The organism is Nocardia sp. NPDC050710 (genome assembly GCF_040654375.1).
Taxonomy (GTDB): domain Bacteria; phylum Actinomycetota; class Actinomycetes; order Mycobacteriales; family Mycobacteriaceae; genus Nocardia.
Map to the genome: position 1 here is coordinate 56278 of NZ_JBFAHV010000029.1, position 17148 is coordinate 73425.

17 protein-coding genes and 1 pseudogene are annotated in these 17148 nt (G+C 66.1%); 9 read left to right on the forward strand and 9 right to left on the reverse strand.

Annotated elements, in window-relative coordinates; translation table 11 throughout:
- Positions 1-233: 233 nt before the first annotated feature.
- Positions 234-1430, forward strand: coding sequence for a DNA polymerase IV (gene dinB, locus AB0H61_RS33910; RefSeq protein ID WP_357311885.1), 1197 nt, complete (start codon positions 234-236; stop codon positions 1428-1430).
- A 584-nt stretch (positions 1431-2014) separates the two neighbouring features.
- Complete coding sequence (locus AB0H61_RS33915; protein WP_357311841.1) at positions 2015-3208, forward strand: hypothetical protein; 1194 nt, start codon at positions 2015-2017, stop codon at positions 3206-3208.
- A gap of 369 nt (positions 3209-3577) precedes the next feature.
- Here AB0H61_RS33915 and AB0H61_RS33920 read toward each other — a convergent pair whose 3' ends face one another.
- Complete coding sequence (locus AB0H61_RS33920) at positions 3578-3886, reverse strand: recombinase family protein (RefSeq protein ID WP_357311842.1); 309 nt, start codon at positions 3884-3886, stop codon at positions 3578-3580.
- On the opposite strand from AB0H61_RS33920, the pseudogene AB0H61_RS33925 reads away from it, so the two are divergent.
- Positions 3810-4241: pseudogene (locus tag AB0H61_RS33925) on the forward strand (Tn3 family transposase); the annotation flags it as partial. The gene AB0H61_RS33920 and the pseudogene AB0H61_RS33925 sit on opposite strands and share 77 nt — an antisense overlap.
- Positions 4242-4528: 287 nt before the next feature.
- Here AB0H61_RS33925 and AB0H61_RS33930 read toward each other — a convergent pair.
- Together AB0H61_RS33930 and AB0H61_RS33935 are read right to left on the reverse strand one after the other, a co-directional pair.
- Positions 4529-5695 (reverse strand): thiolase family protein, encoded by a 1167-nt coding sequence (locus AB0H61_RS33930; RefSeq protein WP_357311843.1) that lies wholly within the window; start codon positions 5693-5695, stop codon positions 4529-4531.
- 189 nt (positions 5696-5884) lie between these two features.
- Complete coding sequence (locus tag AB0H61_RS33935) at positions 5885-6079, reverse strand: hypothetical protein (RefSeq protein WP_357311844.1); 195 nt, start codon at positions 6077-6079, stop codon at positions 5885-5887.
- 18 nt (positions 6080-6097) lie between these two features.
- Between AB0H61_RS33935 and AB0H61_RS33940 the strand changes: the two genes are divergently transcribed.
- Genes AB0H61_RS33940 through AB0H61_RS33950 form a run of 3 tightly spaced genes read left to right on the forward strand, consistent with a single transcriptional unit; the run spans position 6098 to position 7387 of the window.
- Positions 6098-6547 (forward strand): SRPBCC domain-containing protein, encoded by a 450-nt coding sequence (locus tag AB0H61_RS33940; protein WP_357311845.1) that lies wholly within the window; start codon positions 6098-6100, stop codon positions 6545-6547.
- Positions 6544-6897, forward strand: coding sequence for a metalloregulator ArsR/SmtB family transcription factor (locus tag AB0H61_RS33945; protein ID WP_357311846.1), 354 nt, complete (start codon positions 6544-6546; stop codon positions 6895-6897). The genes AB0H61_RS33940 and AB0H61_RS33945 overlap by 4 nt, the downstream gene beginning before the upstream one ends.
- Before the next feature lie 46 nt (positions 6898-6943).
- Positions 6944-7387, forward strand: coding sequence for an SRPBCC domain-containing protein (locus tag AB0H61_RS33950; protein WP_357311847.1), 444 nt, complete (start codon positions 6944-6946; stop codon positions 7385-7387).
- Positions 7388-7475: 88 nt separating this feature from the next.
- Here AB0H61_RS33950 and AB0H61_RS33955 read toward each other — a convergent pair whose 3' ends face one another.
- The 5 genes from AB0H61_RS33955 to AB0H61_RS33975 are packed head-to-tail and all read right to left on the reverse strand — an operon-like array spanning position 7476 to position 12364.
- On the reverse strand, positions 7476-8354 hold the full coding sequence (locus AB0H61_RS33955; RefSeq protein ID WP_357311848.1) for a phosphoribulokinase: 879 nt from the start codon (positions 8352-8354) through the stop codon (positions 7476-7478).
- Between the two features lie 38 nt (positions 8355-8392).
- Positions 8393-9484 carry a class 1 fructose-bisphosphatase gene (locus tag AB0H61_RS33960; protein ID WP_357311849.1) on the reverse strand — a complete coding sequence of 364 codons (1092 nt, stop codon included), beginning with the start codon at positions 9482-9484 and terminating at the stop codon, positions 8393-8395.
- 15 nt (positions 9485-9499) lie between these two features.
- Positions 9500-10498 carry an AAA family ATPase gene (locus AB0H61_RS33965; protein WP_357311850.1) on the reverse strand — a complete coding sequence of 333 codons (999 nt, stop codon included), beginning with the start codon at positions 10496-10498 and terminating at the stop codon, positions 9500-9502.
- Positions 10488-10910, reverse strand: coding sequence for a ribulose bisphosphate carboxylase small subunit (locus AB0H61_RS33970; RefSeq protein WP_357311851.1), 423 nt, complete (start codon positions 10908-10910; stop codon positions 10488-10490). Before AB0H61_RS33970 ends, AB0H61_RS33965 begins: the two co-directional genes overlap by 11 nt.
- A gap of 11 nt (positions 10911-10921) precedes the next feature.
- A complete protein-coding gene (locus AB0H61_RS33975) occupies positions 10922-12364 on the reverse strand; it encodes a form I ribulose bisphosphate carboxylase large subunit (RefSeq protein WP_357311852.1) in 1443 nt (480 codons plus the stop codon).
- Positions 12365-12497: 133 nt separating this feature from the next.
- On the opposite strand from AB0H61_RS33975, the gene AB0H61_RS33980 reads away from it, so the two are divergent.
- From AB0H61_RS33980 to AB0H61_RS33990, 3 genes are all read left to right on the forward strand, one after another.
- Positions 12498-13373 (forward strand): LysR family transcriptional regulator, encoded by an 876-nt coding sequence (locus AB0H61_RS33980; RefSeq protein ID WP_357311853.1) that lies wholly within the window; start codon positions 12498-12500, stop codon positions 13371-13373.
- 224 nt (positions 13374-13597) lie between these two features.
- The gene (locus AB0H61_RS33985; protein ID WP_357311854.1) at positions 13598-14743 is read left to right on the forward strand and encodes a hypothetical protein; all 1146 of its coding nucleotides are present in this window, start codon (positions 13598-13600) and stop codon (positions 14741-14743) included.
- A 182-nt stretch (positions 14744-14925) separates the two neighbouring features.
- On the forward strand, positions 14926-15780 hold the full coding sequence (locus AB0H61_RS33990) for an SAM-dependent methyltransferase (RefSeq protein ID WP_357311855.1): 855 nt from the start codon (positions 14926-14928) through the stop codon (positions 15778-15780).
- A 67-nt stretch (positions 15781-15847) separates the two neighbouring features.
- Here AB0H61_RS33990 and AB0H61_RS33995 read toward each other — a convergent pair whose 3' ends face one another.
- Positions 15848-17146, reverse strand: coding sequence for an FHA domain-containing protein (locus tag AB0H61_RS33995; protein WP_357311856.1), 1299 nt, complete (start codon positions 17144-17146; stop codon positions 15848-15850).
- Between the last annotated feature and the right edge of the window lie 2 nt (positions 17147-17148).

Below are 17148 nucleotides of genomic sequence, written 5' to 3' on the forward strand. Positions count from 1 at the left end.
GGGTTGTCGGCGGCTTATGCGAACATATGTTCGTGTCCGAAGTTCGTCGCAATGCCGATGTCCCACCCTCCGGTGGGCCGACGGGGCGCGCGGATCGATCGGCGGGCGACCAGCGGGTGTCACCTGCACGATTCGCCGACCCGGGTGCAGGGCAGGACCTCGATGACTGGGATGGCCTCCAGATCGAACGTGCCAGCGACCGTACGACGCGCGGCCGTTCGACCCGCCCCGCGATCACCGCCCGTGCGGAGGCGTCGATTCTGCATGCCGACCTCGACTCCTTCTACGCCTCCGTCGAGCAACGCGACGACCCGCGGCTACGCGGCCGCCCCGTAATCGTGGGCGGCGGAGTCGTACTCGCCGCCAGCTACGAGGCCAAGGCCTACGGCATCCGCACCCCGATGAACGGCGGCCAGGCGCGGCGGCTGTGCCCGCACGCCATCGTGGTGCCGCCGCGCATGTCGGCGTACGCCGAGGCGAGCAAGGCGGTGTTCGAGGTCTTCCGCAACACCACGCCGGTGGTCGAGGGGATTTCCATCGATGAGGCGTTCCTGGATGTCGGCGGACTGCGCCGGATCGCGGGTGAGCCCATCGGTATCGCCCAGCGGCTGCGCGCCGAGGTCCGCGACCAGGTCGGCCTGCCCATCTCCGTGGGCATCGCGCGCACCAAATTCCTGGCCAAGGTGGCCAGCGCCGTAGCGAAACCCGACGGCCTGCGCCTGGTGCCGCCGACCGGCGAACTCGACTTCCTGCACCCACTCCCGATCGAACGACTGTGGGGCGTCGGCGAAGTCACCGCCGCCAAACTGCACGAACACGGTATTACCCGGATCGGTCAGCTCGCCGAACACGGCGAGGGCGGGTTGCGTTCGATTCTCGGCCCGGCCGCCGCACGGCATCTGTTCGCACTCTCGATGGCTCGCGACCCGCGTCGCGTCGAAACCGGACGCAGACGTCGCTCCATCGGCGCACAGCGCGCCCTCGGCCGACGCTCCCGGCAGCCCGACGAAATCGAGGCCTATCTGCACGGGCTCACCGATCGACTCGGTCGCCGTTTGCGCGCCGCCGACCGGGTGTGCCGCACCGTGGTGCTGCGCATGCGTTTCGACGATTTCACCCGCGCAACCCGCTCGCACACCCTGGCCGAGGCGACCGATCACACCGAGACGATCCTGCGCGCGGCCCGCGTCCTACTAGCCACCGCCATGCCGATGATCCAGGAACGCGGCCTGACCCTCATCGGCCTGGCCCTCACCAACCTCGACGACGCCGATGCCGTGCAGCTCACCCTCCCCTTCGAACCGCGCGCCACCAATACCCTCGACGCCACCCTCGACGACCTGCGCCGCCGCTTCGGCTCCGCCGCTGTCACCCGCGCCGCACTGATCAACCGCGGGGAGGGTCTGTCGGTGCCGCTGCTCCCCGACTGACCGGAAACCCCTGCGGCGCAGCGAGATCGAGCATACTCGGATAGTCACTCAAGTGGCTGCGCCGCACACGGCGAGACCCCGCGCGGTCAGCACTTGCTGCCGATCTTGGGTAGCCGCACCATCGGGCGAGTTTGGCGTAGCTGCTGGTCACAGAGGGTTGGGGCTGCATTGTAGGGGCGCAGGCTTGAGTGGTGGGTGATGCCCATCGGCGGCAGGCAATCGCGCAAGCTGTGGCCGCGGCGCGGGCGCCGCTGGAGACGAAGCGTCGTGAGCGGGACCGTCGTGACGCCGAGCAACACGATTCTCAATGGAGTTGTCAAGCCGGGCGCGGTCCGGGCAGTCCGGACGGCGCCGCGCAATTGTTCAGTTGGTGGCAGCAGCAGGGCGCATTCAAATAGCCGCGCGTCTCGAGGGTTCACCCTAGGAGTGAGCGATTCCAGCCCTTGGGTGTCCTGCCCGGCATGTGCGTCCGGGCCAGACTTGTCAGCTATCCGAACACACTGGCCAGCCGATGACGCCCAGACCGCGAGGTGGCGCATCCACTGGCACTGAACAGCGAAAAGGCGGACACGGGAGCAGCTGAGATGGAACCGCTGACAGCAGTGACGATAGCGCTGATCAACCTAGCGGCGACTGCGGTTGTCAAGAGACTCATCAGCGGTGAAGATCCCAGCGCGGATGAATGGGCCGGGGTGGCTACCGCGGTCGTCGGTGCTCTGCTCAGCCCGGCTTCGCAGCGGAACGAAGGCATCAACGCTATTCACGATGACCTCCGAATGATGCCGATCCGTGAGTACGACAAACACATGCTGACCGGTCGGCGCTTCCTGCAAGGCCTGCCGACACAGCGACTGAGCGAAGACGACCGGAGGCACCTCATCTGGGATGCCCACGGCGAGTTCATTCGAGCCAGCAGCATCGCGGCACAGCAGCGTGATCTCCTCAGGCAAGTCGAGGCCGAGGTATGTGTCGCAGGATCCTGGCTGTGGGTGCCGTCGCTGCCGCAGGTCAAGAGCACACTTCGCCAGACCTGCAACGCCCTCACTCAATCGATTCTCAAAGGGGAGGGCGCGGCGGCTGTCCGCGCATATCGGCAGGTACTGCCACTCTGTCAGAAGTACGGCGAGGTCGCGGCGGATGAGGCTCTCCCACTTGATCCGAGCGCGGCGAGCACAATCCCCGCGGCACTCGTGATCGAAACCGAGAGGTGGAAGTGGACGCGCTGCCTTGGGATAGACATGCGAATAGGCGACGTCACCTATGACTACTCCGGTTGGCACCGGGCCAACCGTGCGGTCGCCGTCTCAATGGAAGTGACCAATGTTGGTATGAGGCCGATCAGCGTCGCCTTGTGGCGGTCCGAACCGCGGTCCTCAGCTGTGCTGGCACCATCGTCGTCGTGGTGGGACGATGCCATCGAGTCCGTCAGGCAGTGGTGGAGTGGACCGGTTCCACCGACACCTATAGAACCGGCCGTATCCCACGATCAGTATGTTGCCGGAGGAGAGACGTGGGCGGGTGAGCTTCGTTCCCCGTTGCCGTGGTCGGCGGTTGGGGGCGTGAACCAGTTGGCAGTGATAGTCCGCCGCATGGCCTCCGTTCGGCTTCCGAGCACGCAATTCCGGCCGAACCTCGCTATGCTTGCCAAGTCCCCTGGCATTGCCTTTCTGGTCCTGCCGCCCGATCGTACGGCTGCGGTCGATCAGGTGGCAGCACTGCTTCAGCGCAAGACGGGGATCACTTCCCGTTCGAAGAGTTCGATGCCGGACGTGTCATAGGCGGCTTCGGGGAAGTGCGACCACAACAGACGAACCGCGCGTCGCGGTACGGGTTTCGTCGACTAGCTTGAGTTTAAGCTCAGGGGGTGCGTCGGCACCCCGGTTGATCTTGAACGAAGCCCTTGGCTGATGATTTGTCTTGCGACAGAACAAATCTCAGTGTATTATTCGGCCGCCAACCGCGCCTACCTGCAGCGCTGTGGAATCGCCGCCACCATCCCCGTTCCGGCCGACCAAGCCCGACACCGCCGCAACGCGGGTCGCCGTGGCGGACGACCACCAGCGTTCGACCGTGAGGATCTACCGACACCGCAACACCATCGAACGCAGCATCAACCGGCTCAAACAACACCGCGCTGTCGCTACTCACTACGAGAAACTTGCCAATGTGATGCGAGCCATGCCCTCGTCGGCGGTGTTGATCGGGATCGGGTCGGCGAGGGTGCGCCCGCCGATTCCCTTGTCGTTCAGGTCGTGAACGAGGTTCAGCACCTCGCGCAGGTTCCGGCCCAGCCGATCGAGGGTGTGGGCCACGATCGTGTCGCCGGGGCGGGCGTATTCGAGCAGTTTGGTCAGGCCGGGCCGGTCGACGGTCGCACCGTTCACCCCGCACGTGCTGTCGAGCGTCGGGTTAGCCGGCGGCACCGCGGCGACCGATCTGCTGATCGCGGTGGCCATGCTGCGCGAGCTGAACGCGACCGGCTGCCGCAAGGTGTTCGACGAGGCTCCGACCGGGTTCGTGCCGACCAGGTGGCGCGGCTACCTCAAGGAGGCCCGCAAGTTCGGCAATCCCACCGCCTACCGGCCCTATTGGGAGCTGTGCGTGCTGCTCGGCTTGCGTGACGGGCTGCGCACAGTGGATGTGTCCGTGCCCGGTTCGCGCCGCTACGCCGATCCGGCGGAGTATCTGCTCACCCCGGAGCAGTGGGAGCCCCAGCGCGCTGAATTCTGCCGCCTGGTTGGCAAATCCGCTGATCCGACCCGCGCGCTTGCGGACGCGGTCGATGACCTGCACGAGTCCGTTGCGGAGCTGACGGCGGCAACGTTGCATAACTGGCGCCGCCAGTCTGGTGGCGTGGACACCGACGCGGCCAAGCGCGGCTTAGACATGCTCAAAGACGTACTGAGCATGCCGGAACGGTTCGCGTGCAAGATCGTTGGGCGCATCGCTCGACATACCGGCCGCGCAGACCCCGGCCGATCCCGACGCCGGTCTTCGGGCCTGGCGGCGTTCCTATGCCATGAAACATCCGCGCTGGGTCTTCGCCTCGAGCTACGCGTGCGGCGCAGCTCGACCGAAGAGCTCCCGGTGCGGGGTGATTACAGGCGCTCGATGATGGTGGCGTTGGCCAGACCACCGGCTTCGCACATGGTTTGGAGGGCATAGCGGCCGCCGGTCTGCTCCAGGTGGTTGAGCATGGTGGCGAGGATGCGGGTGCCGGAGGCGCCGAGCGGATGGCCGAGCGCGATGGCGCCACCGCGGGGGTTCAGTTTGGCGGGGTCGGCATCGAGGTCGTGTTGCCAGACCAGCGGGACGGGAGCGAAGGCCTCGTTCACTTCGTAGACGTCGATATTGTCGAGGGACAGGCCGCCCTTGGCCAGGGCCTTGCGGGTTGCCGGGATGACGGCGGTGAGCATCAGTAGCGGGTCGTCGCCGGTGACCGCGAAGGAATGGAAGCGGGCACGCGGGCGCAGGCCGAGCTGGTTCGCCTTCCCCTCGCTCATGATCAGGGCGGCCGAGGCGCCGTCGGTGAGCGGCGAGGAATTGCCGGGCGTGATCGACCATTCGATCTCCGGGAAGCGCGCCTCGAGCTCGGCGGCGGCGAAGGCGGGCCGCAGCCCGGCCAGGCCCTCCTGGGTGGTGGTGGCACGGATCGTTTCGTCGGCGGTGAGGGTGCCCGCGGGGACGAGTTCGTTATCGAAACCGCCCGCCGCGGCGGTCTCGGCGGCGAGGCGATGCGAGCGGGCGGCGAAGGCGTCGAGGGTTTCGCGATCCAGCTTCCAGCGCTGTGTGATGATCTCGGCGGCGATGCCCTGTCCGATAAGGCCTTCGGGGAATCGGTGCGCGAGCGGGCCTCGGTTGGCGTCCGCGCCTTGGGCATTGGAGAACATCGGCACCCGGCTCATCGACTCGACGCCGCAGGCGATCGCGATGTCGTAGGCCCCGGCGATCACGCCCTGCGCGGCGAAATGCGCGGCTTGCTGGCTGGATCCGCATTGCCGGTCCACCGTGGTGGCGGGCACCGACTCCGGGAACCCAGCCGCCAGCACCGCCGTCCGCGAGATATTGAACGCCTGCTCCCCGCTCTGGGTGACGCAACCGCCGATCACATCGTCGACCAGCGCCGGATCGAGGTCATTGCGCTCCACCAGGGTCTTCAGCACTCCCGACAGCAGCGTCGCCGGGTGAACATCCGACAGCCCGCCACCGGTTTTGCCCTTTCCGGAAGGCGTCCGAACAACGTCGACAATGACTGCGGAAGTCATGACGGCTCCTTACTCATCTCACCGATCACTATGCGAATAACGATTAACTTAAACCACTGTACGCCGAGTCGCCGTCGCGGCGCGAACCCGTCCTCGGCGGGAGCGCACGTCAGCCTGGAGGTGCAATGAAGAGGCTGCGATGGCGGCTCGGCCTGATGCCGACGTGGCAGCGCAACAGTGCCCGCGTATTCACGAGGCTGCCCATACGGGCAGATAGCCGATGCGGCCGATCGGCAGGTCGGCCGCATCGAGCGGTTCCCTTGCGCGATCGATGCGCACGGCGGTGAGCCAGGCTCGAACAGCTCCACCGCCGCCAATGTGCAACCAATGGTTGCGTGATTGCAGGCGGTCGGCTAGCGTGATGCGCAACCAAATGTTGCGCATGGAGGGAAGGTGGAGAGTATGGAGTACGGCAGCATCGAACGGGAGATCCACGTCGACGCCGCGCCCGAGGTCGTCTTCGAGGTGGTCAGCAGCCCCGAGCACATTTCGGAATGGTGGACCGACGATGCCGAGTTCGAAGCGACTCCCGGCGCGGTCGGTGAGCTCGTCTGGGGCGACAGGGCACAGGTCGCCCCGATCACCGTGGTCAACGCCGAGCCGCCTCGATTGTTCTCGTTCCGGTGGTGCTATCCCGAGGGCAAGGTCGACGACTCCCACTCGCTGCTGATCACCTTCGAGCTCATCCCGTCGGGCACCGGCACCAGGATTCGGCTCACTGAGACCGGGTTCCGGGAGATGGGCTGGGAGGCCGCGAAGTTGGAGGAGCAGTACCGCGAACACATCGTCGGCTGGGACACCTTTATTCCCCGGCTCGGGGAGTACCTCGCACGGCTGGCGTCGACCCCGTGACCGCCGCCGTCGACGACGACCTGTGGTCCGCAGTGGGGGATCCGACCCGTCGGCGGATGCTCGACCTGCTACTGGCGAATGGCGATGGCACCGCCACCAGCCTCAGCGAGCAGCTTCCCGTGACACGGCAGGCCATCGCGAAACATCTCGGTGTGCTCGACCGCGTCGGCTTGGTGCACGCCATGCCCGCCGGGCGGGAGCGCAGGTACCGGGTGGACGAGGCGCAACTTGCCCGCGCGGTCGCGCAGTTGTCCTCGGTGGGGGCGGCGTGGGACGCCAGGCTTCGGCGTATCAAGCGGATCGCCGAGGCGATTCAGCGCGATAAAGATCAGCGCGGCACACCGCGGTAAACCCGGAAAGGTCATCCGAGAACGAACACTGGAAAGGGAAACGAAAATGGTAGATATCCTGCACAGGGTCGCGATCAAATCATCGGCGGCCGAGGTCTACTCGGCCTTGACCACCGCCGAGGGGCTTGCCGGCTGGTGGGCGACCGACACCCGAGGCGACGGCAACGACCTCGGCGGCGTACTCCAATTCCGGTTCGTGGCCGGTGGATTCGACATGAAAGTACTACAGCTCGACCCGGCCGAGCGCGTGTTGTGGGAGGTGGTCGACGGACCCGAAGAATGGATCGGCACCCATGTGGACTGGGAACTCGACCAGGTCGACGACTACACCGTCGTTATGTTCAAACATGAGGGGTGGAAGGAGCCGGTGGAATTCATGCACCACTGCAGCACCAAATGGGCGCTCTTTCTGATGAGCCTGAAGTCGCTGATCGAAACCGGGAAAGGCGCCCCGGATCCGCACGATGTCAAGATCGACAACTGGAACTGAAGTCGCGGGAGTCACGACAGCGCCGCCACCGGCAGCATCGCGACCGGTGGCGGCGCTGTCGTGTAGTAACCCGAAATCCGCCGGCCGATCACCGCGATCGTTTGGGGCGTTTATCCATCAGCCGCAGGATCAGCGGGGTGAAGATGAGCTGCATGGCGAGTTCCATTTTTCCGCCGGGAACCACGATGCAGTTGGGTCGTGACATGAAGGAGTCGTGCAGCATGGAGAGTAGGTAGGGGAAGTCGATCACCTTGGGATCGGCGAAGCGGATGACCACGAAACTTTCGTCGGCGGTCGGAATCGACCGGGCGATAAAGGGATTCGAGGTATCGACGGTGGGTACCCGCTGAAAGTTGACGTAGGTGCGGGAGAATTGCGGACAGATGTAGGTGACGTAGTCGGGCATGCGACGCAGGATGGTGTCGATGACCGCCTCGCTCGAGTATCCGCGGAGGGTCTTGTCCCGGATGACCTTCTGGATCCACTCGAGATTGATGATGGGGACCACACCGACCAGCAGATCGGTGAACTGCGCGACATCGACGGTCGAAGTAACTGCCGCGCCGTGCAATCCCTCGTAGAACAGCAAGTCGCTGCCCGGCGTCAGCTCCTCCCACGGGGTGAACGTCCCCGGCGGCTGCCCGTAGGGTTTCGCCTCCGCCTCGTCGTGCAGGTATCGGCGCACCGTACCGACGCCGGTCTCCCCGTAGTCGCGGAACAGTGTCTCGAGCTCCTTCAGCAGATTCGCCTCCTCACCGAAATGCGAGAACCGCACATTGCGGCTCTGCTCGGCCTCGGCCATGGCCAGTTTCATCTCGTTGCGATCGAAACGATGGAAGGAATCGCCCTCGACGATGGCGGCGCTGATACCTTCGCGCCGGAAGATCTCCTGGAAGGTTCGGGTGACGCTGGTCGTGCCTGCACCGGATGATCCGGTGATCGCGACGACGGGATGTTTGACCGACATGGGCACCTCCTCGGTTGCCGGACAACAGATTTCGCGTTTCAGTGATCCGCGGGGCGGAACAGTGAGCGGCTGCCGAACAGTGAGCTGTCGAAGCTCGGCCCCTCATCGGGCTCGAGGTGGTAGCGCTCGATGCGTTCGACCTCGTTGCGGGAGCCGAAGATCAGCGGCACTCGCTGGTGCACCGAATCGGGTGTCACCTCGAGTACCCGCTCGGTGCCGGTGGTCGCCCAACCACCAGCCTGTTCCACGATGAAGGCGATCGGGTTGGCGCCGTATAGCAGTGCGACGCGCCCGGGCCGGGTGGGCGGCCGGTCATCACGCGGGTAGAGATAGACCCCGCCGCGAGTGAGAATGTGAAAGGTGTCGGCGACCAGGGAGGCCACCCAGCGCATATTGAAATAGCGCCCGCGCGGGCCGTCCACCCCGTCCAGACATTCGTGCACATACCGGCGCACCGGCCGCTCCCAGAACCGCTCGTTCGCGGCGTTTATCGCGAAACCCGAAGTGTCGTCGGGGATTCGCATGCGCGGATGGGTAAGCACGAACGCGCCGATCTCACGATCGAGGGTGAACCCGTCCACCCCGCGCCCGGTGGTGAGCACCAGCATGGTCGCGGGCCCATACAGCGTGAACCCGGCGCATACCTGCTCCACGCCCGGTTGCAGGAAGTCGTCGGCGCCGGGTGCCGAACCGGATCCGCCCTGCACCCGATCGGGGGCCCGCAGAACGCTGAAGATGGTGCCGACGGGCAGATTCACGTCGATATTGCTCGATCCGTCCAGCGGATCGTAGGCCAGCAGGTACTTTCCGCGCCGGTGCGCGTCCGGCACCGGGTGGACCTCGGACATCTGCTCCGAGACGAGCGCCGAAAGATGGCCGGTCCATTGGGTTTCCGACACCATGATGTCGTTGGCGATGGCATCGAGTTTGCGGTGCACGGTGGGCGGCAGGTTGTCCGGTTCCGCCGCGCCGAGCGACCCGACGATCGCACCGCGGGTGACCTGATTGGAGATGATCTTGGTGGCGGTGGCGAGCACGTTGACCAAGGCGGAGAACTCACCGGACGAACCGGGGTGCCGGTGCTCCTCCTCGATTGTGTAGCGGGTGAGGGTTTTCAGTCCTTCTGGCATGGTGTCTCGATCCGGTCACGAGGGGGCGGCTCTCACGGTCGGGCTATCCGGCTGGTCGAATACGCTGCTGCCGAATACATCCCGGTCGATCAGCGTGATCAGGTCGGTCCTGGTGAGCGGTCGCCGCAGCTCGACCAGGCGTTTGGCCTGCCGCAACCGGCAACGGTCGAGAGCATTGCGGACGCTGCGCGCATTCGAGAAGCGCGGTCTGGCCATTCGCAGCTCCAGGTAGTCCGAGAACGCCTTGTATCCCGCGTCGTCGAAGTGGAAGTTCTCACGCGCCACCATGAGTTCGGCGATGGCCAGCAACTCCGCGTGGGTGTAATCGGCGAACTCCAAGTGATGCGCGACCCGCGAGGACAGTCCGGGATTCGCGGAGAAAAAGCGTTCCATCCGATCCGGGTAGCCCGCGAAAATCACCACCAGGCTGGCGCGCTCGTTCTCCATCTCCTGCAACAGGATTTCGATGACCTCCTGCCCGTAGTCCCGCTCGTTCTCCGGTCGGAACAGGTAGTAGGCCTCATCGATGAACAGCACCCCGCCCGCCGCCTTGGCCAATGCCTCCTTGGTCTTGGGCGCGGTGTGCCCGATGAACTGACCGACCAGATCGTCCCGGGTCACCGTGTGCACCTTGGGTTTGCGGATATAACCGAGTGCGTGCAGCATCTGCGCCATACGCAGCGCCACCGTGGTCTTGCCGGTGCCGGGGCCGCCGGTGAAGCTCATATGCATGGTGGGTCGAGACGCGCTCAAACCGAACCGCTCCCGCGCCCGATCAATGAGCAGCAGCGCCGCGATCTCCCGCACCCGCCGCTTCACATTCGCCAGACCCACCAGCTCCGCATCCAGCCGGGTCAGCGTCTCCGCCACGTCGTTGCCCGCGATATCGGTCGAAAGATCCAGCACCGCATCGTCTTCCAGGACCTGAGGCGGCTCGTCGGACGCGGTGCGCACCGGCCGGGGGTCCTCGACTCCCGGCCGGTGCAGGCGGAATCCGTTGGCCTCAGCCGCCATACCGCTGCCCCTGGCGTTTGTCGGTGGCGTAGGCGTGCAAGCTGTAACGCTGCTGGCGGTCGGGGCCCTCGGTGCGGGCCAGCAGGAATCCCGGTTCGTCGGCCGGACGCTGCACCAGGAAACTGAGCGCGGTCGTCTGCCTGCCGTAGCGGGCGTCATAGGCCAGCACCCGCACGTAGTGCCGGGGGAAAGTGGCCCGGCACGCATTGATCTCGGCGAGTACACCGTCGGGCTCGTCCAGATCGAACAGCGGCAGCCCCCACATCTCCCAGTAGGCATTGCGTGGATGCGGGTCGTCGGTGTACTCGATCGAGACCGGCCAGCTGTTGAGCAGCGCATACCGCACCTGTGCCGCGATCTCGGCGTCGGTGAGTTCCGGCAGATACGAGAAGGTTCCGTGACGCAGATACATTGGTCATCCCCTCAGCGGCTGGCCGTCGGCACCGCGTCGGGCGCGTCGGTGGAGGTGTAGTCGAAGGTGACATCGCCCCAGGTCGCCAGGGCGACCTCGAGCGGCCGGCAGATTTCGGCGGCCCTGCGCAGCACGTCCGGCCCCTCTTTCAGCAGATCGCGACCCTCGTTGCGTGCCTGCACCACCGCTTCCAGCGCCACCCGGTTGGCCTCGGCGCCCGCCGCGATGCCGAGCGGATGACCGATGGTGCCGCCACCGAACTGCAACACCACGTCGTCACCGAAAAGGTCGAGCAACTGGTGCATCTGACCGGCGTGGATGCCACCGGAGGCCACCGGCATCACCCCGGGCAGACTCGCCCAGTGCTGGTCGAAGAAGATGCCGTTGCCCGGATTGGTCGGAATGTAGTTGTCCCGCAACGTGTCATAGAAGCCGCGCGTGGTAGCGGGATCACCCTCGAGTTTGCCGACCACGGTGCCCGCGTGCAGGTGATCCACGCCGATCAATCGACACCACTTGGCCAGCACCCGAAAGCTGACGCCGTGGGTCTTCTGCCGGGTGAAGGTGGCATGCCCGGCCCGGTGCAGATGCAGCAGCAGGCCGTTGCGACGCGCCCAGTGTGACATGGACTGCATGGCGGTATATCCCACGGTCAGGTCCATCATGATGACGACACTGCCGAGCTCCTTGGCGAATTCGGCGCGCTCGTACATATCCTCCATGGACGCCGCGGTGACATTCAGGTAGTGGCCCTTGATCTCACCGGTTTCCGTCATGGCTCGGTTGACGCCCTCCATCGCGAACAAATACCGATCGCGCCAGCGCATGAACGGCTGCGAGTTGATGTTCTCGTCATCCTTGGTGAAATCCAGTCCACCCTTGCAGGCTTCGTACACGACCCGGCCGTAATTGCGGGCCGAGAGTCCGAGCTTCGGCTTCACCGTCGCGCCGAGCAGTGGCCTGCCGTACTTATTGAGGTATTCGCGTTCCATGACGGTGCCATGCGGCGGGCCCTGGAAGGTCTTCACGTAGGCCACCGGGATGCGCATATCCTCCAACCGCAGCGCCAGCAGCGGTTTGAAGCCGAAGACATTGCCGATGACGGAGGAGGTCAGATTGGTGATCGACCCTTCCTCGAACAGATCCAGATCGTATGCGACATAGGCGAAGTACTCCCCCGGCCGGCCCGGCACCTCGTCGATCCGGTAGCACTTGGCCTGATACCGCGAGTGCGCGGTGAGCCGGTCAGTCCACACCACCGTCCAAGTCGCGGTGGAGGATTCGCCCGCCACCGCCGCCGAGGCTTCGATCGGATCCACGCCTTTCTGCGGCGTCACCCGGAACACGGCGAGCACATCGGTATCCGACGGCTGATAGTCCGGCGCGTAATATCCCATCGAGGCATAGGACTGGACACCCGGATCCCAACGATCCCGTTCGGTTTCTTCGGCCATCGTTCCTCCTGGGGTAACCACCGGGGCTGTTGTGCGCCTTGGGAATTCCAGGATGACGGCAGGATTCACCACGGACAATTTGATTGTTTCTCGAAAAGCTCAACCATTTCTTTGCGTTTGCTACCGTCGAGTAATGGGTATGGTGAGTGCGGCTCGGATGGAAACATTCCTGGTCGTCGCCCGCCAGGGCAGCATCCGTCGCGCCGCGGCCCAGCTGCACATCACCGAGGCCGCGGTCTCCGCCGCCGTCGCGCATATCGAGAAACAACTGGGCGCCAAGCTCATTGCCAAGGCGGGCCGCGGCATCGCCCTCACCGAGGCGGGCCGGGTCTACGCCGAGTACTGCCGCAGCATCCTCGGCCTGATGAAAGAGGCCCAAGCCGCGGTCCGCCAGGCCGAGACCGGGCGGCTGCGCATCGGCGTCGTCGCAACGGCGGGCGAGTACGTCCTGCTCCGGCCACTGGCCAAATTCCGCAATCGGCACCCCGATATCGAACTCAGCCTCTCCATCCATCCGCGCGACGTACTGTTCCTCGAATTGCAGCACCACGAAACAGATCTCGTCATCGCGGGACGGCCGCCCCGGGACGCCGGACTCGTCACCCGAGCCCGCCGCCCCAGCCAACTGGTCGTCGTCGGCACACCCGACCGGGCCCTCGACCCGCTGCGCAGCACCTGGCTGCTGCGCGGGCGCGGTTCTGGGACCCGTGACGCCACCCTCAGTCTGCTCGACCAACTCCAGATCAATCCACCGACCCTCACCCTGGGTTCGCACGGTGCGGTGCTGGCGGCCGCGCGGGAAGGTCTCGGCGTCACGCTGATCCACAGCGATGCGATCGAGCAGGATCTGGAATCCGGTGTGCTGCAGATTCTTCCGATCGACGGGACACCGCTGGATCGGCCATGGCATGCCATCACCACCCGCACTCCTACCCCGACCACCCGACTATTCCTCTCCCATATCCTCGACCCCGCCGAGGTCGGGCACGATGCCTTTCATCCGGGCTGAGCTCATCGACCGACGTCCGCCGCGGCGGTCCGAGATAGCGGCAGATTAACCAACAACCCGATAGGTCAGGAACTCCTCGCTGTGCCGCACAGCAGATTGACGCCCAGCAAACGCCACTTACCCGATTTCGGAACATCTTCCACGTGAACATGGCCGCGACAATTCCCACACCGAGGAGCTTGTGGCAGTGTTGCTGCGGGACTGCCATATGCCAGGATGGGCAGATGAGTGAAGCCGCGAGGTTGATCGACGAGTGCACGATAGAGCTGTTCATGGACTACGGACAGTTCATCATCCACGGTGGCACCGGCGATGAGGACACCGAGCCGGACCTGCTCGACCGTGCGTTCGCGGCGCGCCCCTGCGCGGGTGACGGCGCCTCGCTCCTGGTGCTCAGCCCACACCAGAACAACTTCGAGATGTCGATCACCGTGCAGGTGTGGGATACGCGTCCGCCGCGCGATCGGGCGGACTGGCAGCAGGTCTGCGAGGATCGGCTCCGGGTCGGAACCGAAGGCACACTGAGTCTTTCGTCACCTGTCGACGGCTGGGCCGAGGCGGCAGTACCCACGGGCGAATATCTGATCGAGGTCGGCGGCCGAGGATTCCTGAACTACGGCTGGCCCGGTTCCGCGACCCCGGGCGATATGTGGCGCATCCGGTTGTGGCCCGACGACGGCAGCGACCCACTGCCCGCCCAGCAGTGGGATATGCCGGGGTACGGTGTGCCGAAGGATGTTCCGATACCGGAGCCGGTAGTGGCCGCGGAATCCGGCGAGGCGCAGTGGCAGCTGGAGCTGCGCCGGGAAGCCGCCGAACACGAACGCGCGCAATGGGGCGGCGACCCCATCCCCGCCCTCGTGGAGTACTCCGCGGCGCGAGATCTGGCCCGCTACGATCGGCCGCTTGCCGAAGCGATCGCCACGATGGACGCCGACCTTCTCCGCGATCTCGCCCGCCACAGCGCCATCCGGGCCTACGACCACGCGGGCCTGTCCGAACGCCCGTGGGTCCGGCCCGCACTATCCGCCCTGCGTGCGGGCGCAGCACTCCCGCCGCCCTTCGACGATATCGACGCCGCCCATGATCGCCTCGCGCAGGACGAATACGGTCCCCGTGGCGAGGACGAGCCCGGCGACCGCGAGATCAGCGTCACCCGGGTCTCCGCCCGGCAGCTGCCCGTCAACCCGTACGACTACGGAGATATCAGCCGCCCGCACTTCGCGATCAATACCATCTTCCACGCCCTCGACTCGGACCCTCGCCAGGCCGCCATCGCCGCCCTCAACGAGGCAGCCATCACCTTCGGCGCCGACGTCGACCTCCTGTTCGCCGCCCTCCGAACGGAATTCGACCTTCCCGCGCGTTGACCCGATACCCGGACAGCGCGTCGCGCCATTCGCCGGACCCCGTGAGGCCTTTCGTAGGACGGTGTGGGGTTCGATCCGGAAGAGAACACTCCTCGCCCGGAGGACGGACTCGGGTCGGCGGGCGTACGACTCGCGGCCCGGCGTCTGCGCACATCGATACCCGGCCGTGCCAGACTGGCCGCATGTCACGTGGGGAAATGCCGATCTCGAACGTGTCCGACACCGCCCGCTGGGTGGCCGCCTATCGTGCGCGGGAATCCGCCCGCCCGGATGCCCTCTTCGCGGATCCGCTCGCCGATCTGCTGGCCGGGCCGCAGGGCTACGCCATGGCCGACGCCGCGCCGCGGGTCATGCGTAACGGCTGGCCGGTCGTCTCCCGAACCAAGCTCATCGATGACCTGATCGCGCGGGCGATCGCCGAGGGGTGCGACCGGGTGCTCAATCTCGCCGCGGGCCTCGATACCCGTCCGTACCGGCTGGCGCTGCCCGCCGATTTCGTCTGGGTGGAGGCCGATCTACCCGCGATGATCGCGGATAAGGAGCATCTGCTGGCCGGGCAGACGCCGCACTGCGCGCTGCACCGATTCCCCGTCGACCTCTCCGATTCCGCGGCACGCCGTACCTTCCTCGACGCGGCACTCGGCGCTCTCGGCTCCGAGTCGACGCCGGCCAAGGCACTGGTGCTCACCGAGGGCCTGCTGATCTATCTGGAACCGACCACTGTCGCGGAACTGGCCCGCGATCTCGCGCGCCCCGAGGTCGCATGGTGGCTGGCCGATGTCAGCCTCTCGACGACCAAGATGCGAGGCGGCTCGGCCTTCGCCAACGCCCCGCTGCGCTTCGAACCCGCCAACGGCATCGCATTCTTCGAGGACCTCGGCTGGCATCCCCGCGAAATCGAGCACGTCCTCTTACAGGCCCGCAAGTTCCACCGCGCCCCGTGGTATCTGGTCCCGTTCACCTATCTCCCGCAACCGAATCCGCGCAAGCCGCCGCGCAATCCCTGGACGGGCGTCATCCGTTTCACCCGCGGCTAGCGCCAGCGCGGACCAACCGCCGCGTCACCCGGCTCCACAACGCACGGGACGGACGGTGGTCGACACGTCACAGTTGCCCATGTTGCGAATCGAATGTCACGGTTCGGCTGCCCAGCAGGATCTGCGCCCCCGGCATGAGGATCATCGGGTGGCCGGGGACGGCGCGGATCCACTCCTGATGGCCGGGCTGCCGCAGGTGAGTACCGTTGGCCGAGCCGCAGTCGACCACCGTGACATCCCAGTCGACGAGCCGGATCTCGGCGTGAGTCCGCGACATTCCGCCGGACGCGTCGTCCAGTCGGATCGGGCGGGCGCCGCGCCGGGCCACATCCGAATGTTCGGGTTCGCGGCCGAGTACACAGTTGGTGTCGAGCACGATCGAGGCGCCGTCGTCGAGTAGCAACACACCGAGCGGCGGACGGACGCCGTCGGTGAGTACGCAGGTGAGCTGGTCCATCCGGATTCCGCAGACGGTGCAGAACGAGACCCGGGGATCGTTGTGGTGGCGGCGGGCGCACTTGTAACCCTTGACGATTACTTGGGGGCCACTCGCGACGGGTATCTCAGGCCGATGTCTCGACGGCTGCGCCACTGGTTCGCGCCGCGGTTCGGCAGGGGCCACCGGCTGCTCGCTCGGCGTCTGCCGCGGCTCGTCAGGTGTCGATGGCTGCGGCTGCTCGGAGGCCGCGGCCGCCCGCGGGTCGGCGGGTGCCCGCCGACCCGCGGGTACGCTCGGCGCCAACGTCTCCTCCAGATCGTCGCCCGATTGCATCGCTTCGGTTCTCGCGGCCTTCACCAGACCGACACTGCCGCGCCGTGGCGCCGCGGGCGCCTGCCCGGTCGGTTCGCCGTACCAGAGAACAGCACCGGACCCCGGTACGGCACCCTCTGCCAACATGCACACTCCGCGCATGCCGGGCAGGCCGAATTCCTGGTCCGCCTCGTCGACGAAGAGCCCGATCCCGATCGCGGGGGCCGGGATCACCACGCGGTCGACGGTGAATCCGGCATCTCGACCGCGCAATACCTCCGTGTGGTCTGTCGTGGTGAGTACCGCCGTCACACCGCCGTGCAGGAATACCGCTGGTCCGCTGTCCGACGGGGTCACCACGCCGAACTCGATCACATCCTCGTTCGCCTGAGCCATCAACCAGGTCGTTGCCAGTCGTGCAAATATGCGACCAGTGCGCAGTGTCTCCCGATCCGCCGCCTCTCGCGCGAGTCCCTGCAATGCGAGCAGGGTGGAGCCCGCGGAGGAGTCGCGTACGGCCGGCGCATCGGCGCGGTTCGCGACCACGATCAGCACTCCGGCGGTGCGCGCCACGAGGTGCGTGCCGGGTAGCACCTCGACCTGCGGATCTCGCACGG

Coding starts and splice junctions, on each gene's coding strand:
- AB0H61_RS33915 (WP_357311841.1), top strand. CDS start 2,015: ATGGAACCGCTGACAGCAGTGACGATAGCGCTGATCAACCTAGCGGCG.
- AB0H61_RS33960 (WP_357311849.1), bottom strand. CDS start 9,484: ATGCCAGAAGGACTGAAAACCCTCACCCGCTACACAATCGAGGAGGAG.
- AB0H61_RS33955 (WP_357311848.1), bottom strand. CDS start 8,354: ATGTCGGTCAAACATCCCGTCGTCGCGATCACCGGATCATCCGGTGCA.
- AB0H61_RS33980 (WP_357311853.1), top strand. CDS start 12,498: ATGGGTATGGTGAGTGCGGCTCGGATGGAAACATTCCTGGTCGTCGCC.
- AB0H61_RS33965 (WP_357311850.1), bottom strand. CDS start 10,498: ATGGCGGCTGAGGCCAACGGATTCCGCCTGCACCGGCCGGGAGTCGAG.
- AB0H61_RS33970 (WP_357311851.1), bottom strand. CDS start 10,910: ATGTATCTGCGTCACGGAACCTTCTCGTATCTGCCGGAACTCACCGAC.
- AB0H61_RS33950 (WP_357311847.1), top strand. CDS start 6,944: ATGGTAGATATCCTGCACAGGGTCGCGATCAAATCATCGGCGGCCGAG.
- AB0H61_RS33920 (WP_357311842.1), bottom strand. CDS start 3,886: ATGGCCACCGCGATCAGCAGATCGGTCGCCGCGGTGCCGCCGGCTAAC.
- AB0H61_RS33975 (WP_357311852.1), bottom strand. CDS start 12,364: ATGGCCGAAGAAACCGAACGGGATCGTTGGGATCCGGGTGTCCAGTCC.
- AB0H61_RS33990 (WP_357311855.1), top strand. CDS start 14,926: ATGTCACGTGGGGAAATGCCGATCTCGAACGTGTCCGACACCGCCCGC.
- AB0H61_RS33940 (WP_357311845.1), top strand. CDS start 6,098: ATGGAGTACGGCAGCATCGAACGGGAGATCCACGTCGACGCCGCGCCC.
- AB0H61_RS33985 (WP_357311854.1), top strand. CDS start 13,598: ATGAGTGAAGCCGCGAGGTTGATCGACGAGTGCACGATAGAGCTGTTC.
- AB0H61_RS33930 (WP_357311843.1), bottom strand. CDS start 5,695: ATGACTTCCGCAGTCATTGTCGACGTTGTTCGGACGCCTTCCGGAAAG.
- AB0H61_RS33935 (WP_357311844.1), bottom strand. CDS start 6,079: ATGCGCAACATTTGGTTGCGCATCACGCTAGCCGACCGCCTGCAATCA.